The following is a 12,333-nucleotide window of genomic DNA, read 5'->3' on the forward strand; positions in this document are numbered from 1 at the left end:
GTGCTTATACAGAGTTTTGCGTCAGCTCGCATTGCGTATCCGTTTATCAGTCTGCTGCCTGCTGGCGCCGGGTGGTCAGAAAGGCGACACGTTGAGGAAAATGCGCTGCAGCCAGCCCATGCTTTGCGCTTCGTTGATATAGCCATCGCCCACATACTCGATTCGCGCATCGGCCACCTTGGTGGATGGCACGGTGTTCTGTGCCGTTACGGTGCGGGGGTCCACCACGCCGGAAAAGCGGATGAACTCGGTGCCCTGATTGATGGCAATCTGTTTTTCACCGCGAACCCGCAGGTTGCCGTTATTCAGAAGCTCGAGTACCGATACGGTAATCGTGCCGGTAAACGTATTGTTGGCGGTTGAGCCGCCGCCGCCCTCAAAGTCGCTTTCGCCGGAGACCTCGAAACCGTATTCCTGAAGTTTGTCGATCGCGTCAGGCAAATCGGCCATATCCAGGCTGGCGCTGCCGCTGCGATCGGCGCTGGATTGGGAATTCTTGCTCGCGCTGACTTTTTCATTGAGCTTGATGGTCAGGATATCACCGACGGCATTGGGTCGGCGGTCTTCAAACAGCGCCTGGACGCCCTGACGCGGCTGGTAGATCGAGCCGTTGGGCACCGGCGGCGGACGATCGACCACATCAATGCGTTCCTGCTCACCGACCACCGAGGCATGGGGGATCTGTGCACAGCCTGTCAGCACCATCAGCGCTACAACCGTCAGCCCGGCGGCCAGGCGACGGCCACAAAACAACAAATGCCGCATGGAGGGCCTCTGAAACATGACCTTACAACTGGCTCAAGCGGGCCAGCATTTCATCGCTGGTGGTAATCGCCTTGCTGTTGATCTCGTAAGCGCGCTGGGTCTCGATCATGCTGACCATTTCTTCAACCACGCTCACGTTCGAGGTTTCCACATAGCCCTGCATCAGGTTGCCCGTGCCGTTCATTCCGGGAGCATTTTGCGTGGGGGCGCCCGATGAGCCGGTTTCCAGATAGAGGTTGCCGCCGATGCTCTCCAGCCCGGTCGGGTTGGTAAACGAGCTCAGGTTGATCTGACCCACTTCGTTATCGACCGGATTACCCGGCTCGCGCACGCTGACAGCACCGTCTTCGCCGATGGAAATCGACAGCGCATCATCGGGAATGAACACCGCCGGCTCCAGCGGATAGCCGTTGGCATTGACCATCTGGCCGTTTTCATCCAGCTGGAAACTGCCGTCGCGGGTATAGGCCGTAGTGCCGTCGGGCATCAGCACTTCAAAAAAGCCGTCGCCTTCTATGGCCATATCCCGGGAGTTTTTCGTCTGCTCGATACTGCCCTGGGTATGCAGCCGCTCGGTCGCAACCGGCCGCACGCCGGTACCCACCTGCATGCCCGAGGGCAGGCGGTCCTGGGTGTTGTTCTGCGCGCCGGGCTGGCGCATGTTCTGGTACAGCAGATCTTCGAAGACCGGCCGCGAGCGCTTGAAACCGTTGGTGCTGACGTTGGCCAGATTGTTGGAAATCACATCCAGCTTGGTCTGCTGACCTTCAAGCCCCGTCTTGGCCGTCCAGAGTGAGTTGATCATGGTGTTTCCTTGGTCGTTAGGCGGTCATCAGCTCATTGAGAGAATGCCGTTGGCCCGCTGGGCATTCTCGTCGGCGGTGCTGATCACCTTCATCTGCATGTCATAGCGCTTGGCCACATCAATCATGGATACCATGGCGTCAACCGCGCTGACGTTACTGCCTTCCAGCGTTCCATTAACCAGCTTGGCGGTGTCATCCGCTGCAAGCACGCCCGGCACGCCGTTGGCATTTTCCGGCGCGCGGAACAGGCCGTCGTCACCGCGCTTGAGGCCATCGGCCTCGGGCGTTACCAGCTTGACACGCCCGATGTTCACCAGCGCCTCCGGACCCGATCCCTGGGGGATAGCACTGATGGTGCCATCGGCGCCGATGGACGCCTCCGCCCCCTGCGGCACATTGATCGGCCCGGCATCGCCGACCACCGGCCGCCCGTGGTTCATCAGGATACCGTCGGCATCCAGCTGCAAATCACCGGCGCGCGTGTAGCCTTCGCTGCCGTCATCGGCCTGCACCGCCATCCAGGCATTTCCCTTCATGGCCACGTCCAAGGCCCGTCCGGTACGCTCAAGCGGACCCTGAGAGAAGTCGGTACCGGGCGTGGTCGTCACCGCCGAGGTACGCGTCGGCAGCCGCGCCTCGCCCTGTACCGGCACCGAGCGCACGGCGTCCAGCTGGGCACGAAAGCCGGTGGTCGAGACGTTGGACAGATTATGGCTCACCACCGACTGCTGATTCATGCTGTGTTGGGCACCGCTCATGGCGGTATAAAGCATCCGGTCCACGAATGACTCCTTACCTCAAAGAGCGTTGCATTACATATTAATGATGGTCTGCAGCAGCTCGTCCTGGGTGGTGATGGTCTGGGAGTTGGCCTGGTAGGCGCGCTGGGACACAATCATATCCACCAGCTCTTCGCCCATATCCACATTGGAGGTTTCGATGGCACCGGGCTCAATCAGGCCACGCTGACCGCTACCGGGCGTCCCCACCAATTCCTGGCCGGAGGCACCGGTCGCCGACCAGAGGTTATCCCCTTCGGGCTTGAGCCCTTCCGGATTACGAAAGTCGGCCAATGCAATTTGCCCCGCTGCGCGCGACTCTTCATTGGAGTAGTTCCGCACGATAGTGCCGTCGTCTTCGATGGTCGTACCCACCAGCGAGCCGGCGGCATGGCCACCTTGAGTGATATCATCGACAGTGGAGTCCTTGGCAAACTGGCTAGCTTTGCTGAAGCTAAGCTCAACATTCAACTCTTCAAATGAACCACCGCTACTTGCAAACTCCTTATCGTCCAACTTTAAAGCAGCAGAGTCGTATTTATCTAGAGTACCGTCTTTATTGAACTCCAAACTGCCCAGATCATCGACTTCATAAACTTTTGCATCATCAGGACCACCACTTACTTTACCCTTTATCTCCCATTTATTGCTTCCATCTTTATCTTTAATAAAATACATATTTAGATTGCGCGCATTACCCTGAGAGTCGTACACGGTAGCATTAGTTGAAAAGCTGTAAGTTTCAGAGTCAGAGCTATCAAATTTAGCAGTATCCAACCCTTTCTCGCCGGAGTTAAGGTTAAGATTAATACCTAGCGATGTTGTAGCCTTGGCCTCCATATCACCAGCATCAATACTTAAGGCCTCAACGTTACCGCCTGCCTGAATATTACCTTCAGCATCAGCGCCATAGCCCATAATACGAGCTCCCTGGGCGTTGACCAGTTCGCCGTCAGCAGTCAAAGTTAGCTGACCGTTACGCGAGTAACCGACTTCGCCGCCGGGCTGCTGAAAACGGAAAAACCCCTCACCGGAAATAGCCAGGTCCATGTTGCGGCTGGAAGACTCCACGTTGCCCTGGCCAAAATTCTGCAACACCGTGGATACCTTGGTACCCAGCCCGATTTTGGATTCGGCAAACACATCGGCAAACTGGACGTTGGAGCTTTTGAAACCCACCGTTTGCGAGTTGGCAATGTTGTTGCCGATGGCACCCAGTTTTTCCTGCTGCGCGTTAAGTCCGCTAAGCGCCTGTGAAAAGCTCATCTGCTATCTCCCGAGAAAAAGCTGAAACGATTGTATTAGGTAGCCCGTATCAAAGAACCTGTTTGATATCGTCCATGGCGACCTGGCCGTAAACGCCGCCCAGATCAAGACGTACGTCCTCGCCTGCCTGGGCGGGGGTTACACCCTGCACCATGGCGTAGTTCAGCGCCGACGAAGAAACATCGTTACCTTCGGCATCAACGGCTTCTATCGACACGTTATAGGAGCCCTCCGGTACAGCCACATCGTCGTTGGTCTCGCCGTCCCAGGGGAAGGATTCCACTCCGGCATCCAACCCCTTCACCTTCTCGGTATAAACGGGCTCACCGGACTGGTTGGTAATGGTGATATCCACTTCCGCCGCCGGCTTGTCCAGGTCAATACCAAACGGCGTTGCGTTTGTCTGCTCTTCACCTTCCTCGTTTTCAACCGTGCTCACCTTGACATTATTGCCGGGCACCAGCACCGCGTTACCGATCAGCCCCGAGGCTTCGATCATCTGCGAGGCGTCTACCTGCTCGGTGATGCCGTTGAGCGTATCGTTAAGGTTCTCGATGCCGCTGACGGTGTTGATCTGGGCCAGCTGCGATGTCATCTCCTTGTTTTCCATCGGATTCATCGGGTCCTGGTTCTGCAGCTGAGTCACCAGCATGGTCATGAAGCTTTCACGCAGCTCGCCCGACTGACTGTTGTTCAGTTTCGCACCACCGCTTTGCGCATTGACATTCGAAAGAACGCTGGGATCGATATTCATGGTTTACCCCTGGCCGATGCGTAAGGTCTGCATCAGCATTTCTTTACTGGTGTTGAACACTTCCACGTTCGCCTGGTAGGAGCGCGAGGCGGAAATCATGTTGGTCATTTCTTCTGCCGGCTCGACGTTGGGCTTGGCGACGTAGCCGTCTTCATCGGCGGCGGGATGGTCGGGCCGGTATTCCATATTCAGAGGCGACGGGTCTTCGACCACATCGGTAACACGGACCCCGCCTACGCCGTAGCGCGTGTCCTGTGCCTGGCTTTGGAACATGGCCTGTTTGGCGCGGTAGGTTTCACCCTCGGGGCCGGCCACGCTATCGGCATTGGCCATGTTGCTGGCAGTGATATTCATGCGCTGCGACTGGGCACTCATGGCCGAGCCGGCAATATCAAAAGTGGAAAACATCGACTGGCGATCTCCTTTATTCGGGTTGCATGGCCTTTTGCAGCCCCTGGATACGGCTGTTGATCATGGACAGCCCTGCCCGGTAATTCACGGCGTTATCGGCAAAAGCGGTACGCTCGCGGTCCATGTCGACCGTGTTGCCGTCAAGGCTGGGCTGGTCGGGGATGCGATACAGCAAGTTTGCCTGCTGCGCACCGCCCCATTCCGGTCCCTGGCCGGCAATGTGACGCCCGGACGTACGCTCAAGCGCCAGGCCGCCTTCGCTGTGCGACACATCCGTCGATTCGCCGGCTTTTTTCAGCTCGCTGGCAAAATCGATGTCGCGCGCCTTGTAGCCGGGCGTGTCTGCGTTGGCGATATTGGCAGCCAGGACGTCGTGGCGTGCCTTGCGCAGTGATAGCGCCTGCTGTGGGAAGTCAAAGGCAGACTCAAGCTGATCAATCATGCCGGTTCTCTGCAATAGTCAGGGTTAACACGGTATTGTCTGATGATTCACGATACGCGCCAGGCTGTCATGCCAAAGCACGAAACAGGCATTTTTTCCGCCAGCATTTCAGGCAATGCCCGGACCGAGGGCCTTCTATACTAGCGTAAAAGGGCCTATCCTGGCAGCCTGTGCCCACGCCCACCACCCTTTTGCAGCCCAATATGCTTATGCTTTCCCGCGTTTTATTCCGGCTGGCCGACGCTTCCGGCGTTTTTTTGCCGGCCGCGCTTTACCGGCCATGCTTTTGGCTCATCGTTCTGGCGCTATTCGTACCCGCCGCCGCATCGGCGGATAACGACAACGAGGCGTTGATGCAGGATGTTCAGCAGTTCCTGCACGAGAAAACCCGGCCTCTGGGTGAAGAGGTGGTTATCGATCTGACGCCGCCGTCACCGCACCTGCCCGAATGCGTTGATCCCGAACCGTTTCTGCCCAATGCCGATGCCTCCCCGCTGGGGCGTGTCAGCATTGGCGTGCGCTGCGGCCAGCAACAACAACGCCAGGTGCGCTACATGCGCGCGCAGGTCGATGTCATCGGCGACTACGTCGTTGCGGCCGACGACCTGCCTCGAGAAACACGTATTACCCCGGCCATGCTGGAAACGCAGTCCGGCAATCTGAGCGAGCTATCGCCGCGTACGCTTACTCAGGAGGATGCAGTGGTGGGTCAGATTACCCGGCAACCGATTCGCAGCGGCAGCGCGTTTCAGTCGCAGGACGTTCGCGCTCCGCTGATGGTCCGGCGCGGCGACGACGTCAAGGTCATCGCCCAGGGCGAAGGATTTCGCGTTTCCCGGGAAGGCGAGGCCATGGAAGACGGCAGCAAGGGCGAACAGATTCGGGTTCGTTTCGGCCAGCGCGATATTCGTCGTGCACGCGTGGTTGGCGACGACCTTTTGGCCATCGATTTCTAGCGCCGAGCGTGACTGCTCCCCACCCTAAGCGCTGACGCGCCACGGGTGGGGCTTCCCACTTCAACGGCTGCTACCGACAACGTGCCGGCTTTACGCGAGCCTCAATGGGCAGAGACGGACAGCCCTGCCGTCTTTAACTGCTGGATACCTTGATGCTTGATGTTCAGCGCGGCGTTAATATCCCGATCATGGCGTGTATGACAGGTGGGGCACGCCCACGACCGGAGATGTAGCGGCATCATATCCATTTTGTGCTGGCATGCGTGACAGGTTTTGGAACTGGCAAACCACGGGTCAAGTTTGACCAGGTGTTTTCCCTTTTCCTCTGTCTTGTACGCCAGTTTTGCCATCAAGGCATGCCAGGACGCATCACCGATGTGCCTGGCGAGCCTGGCATTTTTCATCATGTTTTGGACTTTCAGTGTCTCGACGATCACCGCTTGGTTGTCGTCAACGATCTGCCGAGACAGTTTGTGCTGGAAATCCTTGCGGGCATTAACCACCCGCTCGTGAGCTTTGGCGACGAGCAGGCGAGCCCTGGCTCGCTTCGCACTGCCTTTTTGCTTGCGCGACAACGCCTGCTGTTTGCGCTTGAGGTTTCTCTGCGCCTGCTTGAGGAAGCGCGGGTTGGCCGTTTTATGGCCGTTTGAATCAATGACAAGGTGCGAAAGCCCCATATCGAGGCCAACAACGCCGGCTGTATCGACTGCCTTGAGCGGAGCCGGTGCTGCCTGTTCGGTTTCAAACAACAGTGCGGCGTAATGCTTGCCGGTGACGGTGCGCGACAGCGTGATGCTCTTGAGCTTGCCGTCCATCGGGCGATGAATACGCGCCCTGATGGCCTTGAGCTTGGGCACCTTGATCCAGTTGTCGCCGTGCCTGACGTTGACGCAGTGGTAGCTGGACTGCCGGCCCCGCTTGCTTTTGAAGCGCGGATAACCGGCTTTTTGTTTGGGGTCGAAAAAGCGCTGAAACGCCTGGTCGAGATGGATGCACGCCTGTTGAAGTGCTATTGAGTCCGCCTTTTTCAACCAGTCGTATTTTCGAGATTTCTTCGCCACCGGCAATAGCTTCTTGATGTCATGTTTGGCATTCAATGACTCGCCGTGACGCCGGTAGCGATGCGACATGATGCGAAGGCCGGCATTATACACAAAGCGCACCGAGCCGAACTGGCGGTTGAGTAACGACGCCTGTTCAGCGGTGGGGTAAATACGTACTTTGATGGCCTTAAGCATGTCAGTGCTCACTGCTATAATGCCTATAAATTAAGGTATAAAATGGAGAAAAGCAAGTGAGTGTACAAGAAGACTACCGACTAGGTAGGCACAGCGTCACGCGGCTGGTTGTTCACCTCATCTTCATAACGAAGTATCGCCGCAAGGTGTTCGACGGCTACATGATCGGCCAGCTTCAGGAGGCGTTTGAGTCTGCTTGTGAAAAGCTCGACTGCCGCATCCTTGAGTTCGATGGCGAGCAAGGTCACGTCCATTTGCTCGTGGAATATCCGCCGAAGCTGTCGATCAGCGTACTGGTCAACAACTTGAAGTCCACGTCGTCTCGACGCGTGCGTTACCTGAATACGCATATCCCGCGTTTGAGCAAAAACGCCGCGCTGTGGTCGCGGTCGTATTTCGCCTGTAGTGCAGGCGGCGCCACTATCGAGACGCTTAAAGCCTATGTTCAGGGGCAGAAGACATCAGAATAGAACTGCTTCGCAGTTCCCGCTTGTATCTCCGCCCGCATTGGGGCGGAGGTTTACGCGGATTTTTGCTAAAGTTTCCGCGCTCAGTGCCGATAGATTAAGCCAACCGGCGCAGGGCGCCATTGATGCTAGCGGAGGCCAACAGCGTGAAAATCAATCATCTCAATTCGCTGGTGAACCCGAACCAGACACACCAGCGCGGCGACCCTCAGGGTCCCCGCGCTGACAGGGCAACAGGCGCCTCGCCGGCGTCGTCAGGGGTTGATGCATCCCAAGTTCGTCAGCAGCCTGTCGACACCAGCCAGGACATTGACACGGCAAAAGTGGAAGAAATACGCTCGGCGATCCGCAACGGCGAGCTGGAAATTCATGCCGACCGCATCGCCGAAGGACTCCTTGCCAATAACGGCGAGGATTAACAGGAGACGCTTTTATGGGCCTTTCCCGACTGCTTACCGATCAGATCACGCGACTTGATCAGCTGATATCGCTGATGGAAAACGAGCGCCTGATATTAACGCAAGGCGACATTGACGGTAACCGGTTGGTCGAGCTGGCCGATGAAAAGCAGGCTCTGCTCGAAAAGCTGGATGAAGCAGAAGCCCTGCGTCGCAGCGTTCAGCAACGCTTGGGCTATGATGACAGCGCAGACGGCGCCCGCCGGGCGGCACTGGATGCAGGCTGCCGGAAAGACTGGCAAGCGCTACTGGAAAAAAGCGAGCGAGTGGCGCACCTTAACGAACTATCGGGTGAAATGCTGTCCCTGCGCATGAACCATAACCAGAAGATGCTCAACTACATTCGCCAGGTTGCCGAAAAAACGCTTTACAAGCCCGACGGTCGCAATAAGGCTCGCCCCGGCCGGGTCAATGTCTCCGCTTAACGCCTGCGAAAATCACGATTCAAGCAGTTTCTGCCCGCTAAACCTTCCTGCCTCGTTTTTTATATCAGCCGCCAAGGCTGGACAATCCTTTTACAGAGCTGTTCAATAAAGTGAGCTAGTAACGCTTCTGTTGAATATTTCTATTTGAGGATGCCATGTTCGACCACCTTCCCGATGGCTTTACGGGTGTCATCACCGGCGCCGGCGGCGGCATCGGTCAAGCCGTTATCCGAGCATTGCTGGACTCTTCACAGCCCGGCCGTGTTATCGCCGTTAGCCGACAGACACCAACAGCTCTGCAGGATATTGACGATGCGCGACTGACGACGCTGGCTCTGGACCTCACCCGGGAAGGCGGTCGCCTTGCCCTGCAACAATACCTGGACAGCGAGCCGATACATCTGCTTTTCAATGCCCTGGGAACGCTACACGATGAACAGCGGGGAATACGCCCGGAGAAGCGCCTGGAGCAGCTCGATGCAGAGTCACTCATGCATCTTATGCACGTCAACGCCTCAACCCCGAGCTTGCTGCTGGCAACGCTCAAGTCTTCTCTGCAGGGAAAACACCCGGTTATTGTTACCAGCCTTTCAGCCCGCGTCGGCTCCATCGGTGATAACGGCTTTGGCGGCTGGTACAGCTACCGGGCCAGCAAGGCCGCGCACAACATGCTGATGAAAACAGCATCGATTGAGCTGACTCGACTTAATAAAGAGTCAATCGTTCTCTGCCTGCACCCGGGCACCACGGATACGCCGCTCTCCGAGCCTTTTCAGGCGCGGGTGCCCGAAGGCAAGCTGTTTTCGCCGGCATTTGTCGCCCAACGCCTGATTGAGGTTATAGCAGCGCGCACGCCCGAGGATACCGGCAGCTTCCGGGATTGGGACGACAATATCGTCGAATGGTGAATATCAATATTGATAGCTAGCCGCCTTACATAGACGACCCCGTATAAAACCCGCGCACACAAAAAACCCGGCACTCGGCCGGGTTCTCTGCACTGTACGTGCCTGACGATGACCTACTCTCGCATGGGGAGACCCCACACTACCATCGGCGCTGGGCGGTTTCACGGCTGAGTTCGGCATGGGTTCAGGTGGTTCCCGCCCGCTATGGTCGTCAGGCATGACCGGTCGTATATCAAGCTGCTGTGACACGTCTCGCGTATCCGACGGTGTTGCGTCTCTCGTTGTCCTGCGACCCGACCCCTTGGGTGTTATAGGGGCAAGCCTCACGGGCCATTAGTACCGGTTAGCTCAACGCCTTGCAGCGCGTCCACACCCGGCCTATCAACCAGCTCGTCTTGCTGGGCCCTTCAGGAGGCTCACGGCCTCGGGGATGTCTCATCTTGAAGGGGGCTTCCCGCTTAGATGCTTTCAGCGGTTATCCCGTCCGCACTTAGCTACCCGGCAATGCCACTGGCGTGACAACCGGAACACCAGAGGTGCGTCCACTCCGGTCCTCTCGTACTAGGAGCAGCCCTTCGCAAACATCCTGCGCCCACGGCAGATAGGGACCGAACTGTCTCACGACGTTCTAAACCCAGCTCGCGTACCACTTTAAATGGCGAACAGCCATACCCTTGGGACCGACTTCAGCCCCAGGATGTGATGAGCCGACATCGAGGTGCCAAACACCGCCGTCGATGTGAACTCTTGGGCGGTATCAGCCTGTTATCCCCGGAGTACCTTTTATCCGTTGAGCGATGGCCCTTCCATGCAGAACCACCGGATCACTAGAACCTGCTTTCGCACCTGCTCGACGTGTCTGTCTCGCAGTCAAGCACCCTTGTGCTCTTGCACTCACTGCACGATGTCCAACCGTGCTGAGGGTACCTTCGTGCTCCTCCGTTACACTTTGGGAGGAGACCGCCCCAGTCAAACTACCCACCACACACGGTCCTCGATCCGGATCACGGATCGGAGTGAGAACGCCCATGATGCCGGGCTGGTATTTCAAGGGTGGCTCCCCCCGGTCTGGCGACCGGGGTTCCATGCCTCCCAGCTATCCTACACAGGCATCATCAGCGTCCAGTGTGAAGCTATAGTAAAGGTTCACGGGGTCTTTCCGTCTGGCCGCGGGTACACCGCATCTTCACGGCGATTTCAATTTCACTGAGTCTCGGGTGGAGACAGCGTGGCCGTCATTGCGCCGTTCGTGCAGGTCGGAACTTACCCGACAAGGAATTTCGCTACCTTAGGACCGTTATAGTTACGGCCGCCGTTTACCGGGGCTTCGATCAAGCGCGTCGCCGGAGCTAACGCCATCACTTAACCTTCCGGCACCGGGCAGGCGTCACACCCTATACGTCCGCTTGCGCGTTGGCAGAGTGCTGTGTTTTTAGTAAACAGTTGCAGCCACCTGGTATCTTCGACCGCCTTCCGCTCGACCCGCGAGGGGCGTCACGGCGTGGCGGCGTGCCTTCTCCCGAAGTTACGGCACCATTTTGCCTAGTTCCTTCACCCGAGTTGTCTCAAGCGCCTGGGGATTCTCACCCTGACCACCTGTGTTGGTTTGGGGTACGGTCGCACTGTATGTAGAGCTTAGAGGCTTTTCCCGGAAGCGTGGCATCAATGACTTCAACACCGGAGTGTCTTCGTCTCGTGTCTCGGCCCGGGAGAACCGGATTTGCCTGATTCTCCAGCCTACGCACTTTCACCGGGACAACCGTCGCCCGGCTCACCTAGCCTTCTTCGTTCCCCCATCGCCATACAGTCCGGTACGGGAATATTGACCCGTTTCCCATCGACTACGCCTTTCGGCCTCGCCTTAGGGGCCGACTCACTCTGCTCCGATTAGCGTCGAACAGAAACCCTGGGTCTTCCGGCGAGGGCGTTTTTCACGCCCTTTATCGTTACTCATGTCAGCATTCGCACTCGTGATACCTCCAGCGGACTTCTCAATCCACCTTCGTCGGCGTACACGACGCTCCTCTACCACGCATCCGACGGATGCGTCCGTAGCTTCGGTAACCGGTTTAGCCCCGTTACATCTTCCGCGCAGGCCGATTCGACCAGTGAGCTATTACGCTTTCTTTAAAGGATGGCTGCTTCTAAGCCAACCTCCTGGCTGTCTGAACCTTCCCACTTCGTTTCCCACTGAACCGGTATTTGGGGACCTTAGCTGACGGTTTGGGTTGTTGCCCTTTCCACAGTGGACGTTAGCACCCACTGTGTGTCTCCCACGCTCGCACTCACCGGTATTCGGAGTTTGCCTCGGGTTGGTAAGTCGGGATGACCCCCTAGCCGAAACAGTGCTCTACCCCCGGCGGTGATACGTGAGGCGCTACCTAAATAGCTTTCGAGGAGAACCAGCTATCTCCGGGCTTGATTAGCCTTTCACTCCGACCCACAGCTCATCCCCTCATTTTTCAACATAAGTGGGTTCGAGCCTCCAGTTGCTGTTACGCAACCTTCACTCTGGCCATGGGTAGATCGCCCGGTTTCGGGTCTATTGCCGGCAACTGTGCGCCCTGTTAAGACTCGCTTTCGCTACGCCTCCCCTCGTCGGTTAAGCTCGCTACAGACAATAAGTCGCTGACCCATTATACAAAAGGTACGCGGTCA

13 protein-coding genes and 2 rRNA genes are annotated in these 12,333 nt (G+C 57.3%); 5 read left to right on the forward strand and 10 right to left on the reverse strand.

Annotation, left to right across the window (positions count from 1 at the left end; translation table 11 throughout):
- Positions 1–75 precede the first annotated feature (75 nt).
- From C793_RS0100930 to flgB, 7 genes are read right to left on the reverse strand one after another with little or no spacing between them, the layout of a single operon-like run.
- The gene (locus tag C793_RS0100930; RefSeq protein ID WP_017429065.1) at positions 76–765 is read right to left on the reverse strand and encodes a flagellar basal body L-ring protein FlgH; all 690 of its coding nucleotides are present in this window, start codon (positions 763–765) and stop codon (positions 76–78) included.
- A 22-nt stretch (positions 766–787) separates the two neighbouring features.
- Positions 788–1,570, reverse strand: a complete 783-nt coding sequence (flgG, locus tag C793_RS0100935) for a flagellar basal-body rod protein FlgG (RefSeq protein WP_017429066.1) — start codon at positions 1,568–1,570, stop codon at positions 788–790.
- A 27-nt stretch (positions 1,571–1,597) separates the two neighbouring features.
- Positions 1,598–2,353 carry a flagellar basal body rod protein FlgF gene (locus C793_RS0100940; protein ID WP_017429067.1) on the reverse strand — a complete coding sequence of 252 codons (756 nt, stop codon included), beginning with the start codon at positions 2,351–2,353 and terminating at the stop codon, positions 1,598–1,600.
- A 30-nt stretch (positions 2,354–2,383) separates the two neighbouring features.
- Positions 2,384–3,616, reverse strand: a complete 1,233-nt coding sequence (flgE, locus tag C793_RS0100945; RefSeq protein ID WP_017429068.1) for a flagellar hook protein FlgE — start codon at positions 3,614–3,616, stop codon at positions 2,384–2,386.
- Between the two features lie 49 nt (positions 3,617–3,665).
- The gene (locus C793_RS0100950; RefSeq protein ID WP_017429069.1) at positions 3,666–4,370 is read right to left on the reverse strand and encodes a flagellar hook assembly protein FlgD; all 705 of its coding nucleotides are present in this window, start codon (positions 4,368–4,370) and stop codon (positions 3,666–3,668) included.
- Between the two features lie 3 nt (positions 4,371–4,373).
- Entirely contained in the window at positions 4,374–4,778 is a 405-nt protein-coding gene (gene flgC, locus C793_RS0100955) for a flagellar basal body rod protein FlgC (RefSeq protein ID WP_017429070.1), read from the reverse strand.
- Between the two features lie 16 nt (positions 4,779–4,794).
- Positions 4,795–5,223, reverse strand: coding sequence for a flagellar basal body rod protein FlgB (flgB, locus tag C793_RS0100960; protein ID WP_017429071.1), 429 nt, complete (start codon positions 5,221–5,223; stop codon positions 4,795–4,797).
- Between the two features lie 203 nt (positions 5,224–5,426).
- On the opposite strand from flgB, the gene flgA reads away from it, so the two are divergent.
- On the forward strand, positions 5,427–6,179 hold the full coding sequence (gene flgA / locus C793_RS0100970) for a flagellar basal body P-ring formation chaperone FlgA (protein ID WP_245550176.1): 753 nt from the start codon (positions 5,427–5,429) through the stop codon (positions 6,177–6,179).
- Positions 6,180–6,280: 101 nt separating this feature from the next.
- Here the strand turns inward: flgA and C793_RS0100975 are convergent, their stop codons facing one another.
- Complete coding sequence (locus C793_RS0100975; protein WP_040475193.1) at positions 6,281–7,417, reverse strand: RNA-guided endonuclease InsQ/TnpB family protein; 1,137 nt, start codon at positions 7,415–7,417, stop codon at positions 6,281–6,283.
- Between the two features lie 56 nt (positions 7,418–7,473).
- Here C793_RS0100975 and tnpA point away from each other — a divergent pair, with 56 nt between their 5' ends.
- The 4 genes from tnpA to C793_RS0100995 all read left to right on the forward strand — a co-directional run bounded on the left by tnpA (position 7,474) and on the right by C793_RS0100995 (position 9,675).
- Positions 7,474–7,887, forward strand: a complete 414-nt coding sequence (gene tnpA / locus C793_RS0100980) for an IS200/IS605 family transposase (protein ID WP_017429075.1) — start codon at positions 7,474–7,476, stop codon at positions 7,885–7,887.
- Between the two features lie 143 nt (positions 7,888–8,030).
- Complete coding sequence (flgM, locus tag C793_RS0100985; protein ID WP_026106027.1) at positions 8,031–8,303, forward strand: flagellar biosynthesis anti-sigma factor FlgM; 273 nt, start codon at positions 8,031–8,033, stop codon at positions 8,301–8,303.
- A gap of 14 nt (positions 8,304–8,317) precedes the next feature.
- Entirely contained in the window at positions 8,318–8,767 is a 450-nt protein-coding gene (locus C793_RS0100990; protein ID WP_017429077.1) for a flagella synthesis protein FlgN, read from the forward strand.
- A 155-nt stretch (positions 8,768–8,922) separates the two neighbouring features.
- Positions 8,923–9,675 (forward strand): SDR family NAD(P)-dependent oxidoreductase, encoded by a 753-nt coding sequence (locus C793_RS0100995; protein ID WP_017429078.1) that lies wholly within the window; start codon positions 8,923–8,925, stop codon positions 9,673–9,675.
- 100 nt (positions 9,676–9,775) lie between these two features.
- Here C793_RS0100995 and rrf read toward each other — a convergent pair.
- Positions 9,776–9,891, reverse strand: a 5S ribosomal RNA gene (rrf, locus tag C793_RS0101000).
- Positions 9,892–9,987: 96 nt separating this feature from the next.
- Positions 9,988–12,333: ribosomal RNA gene (locus tag C793_RS0101005) — 23S ribosomal RNA — on the reverse strand; the annotation flags it as partial.

This window comes from Vreelandella jeotgali Hwa (genome assembly GCF_000334215.1).
In the GTDB taxonomy this organism is placed as follows: Bacteria; Pseudomonadota; Gammaproteobacteria; order Pseudomonadales; family Halomonadaceae; genus Vreelandella; species Vreelandella jeotgali.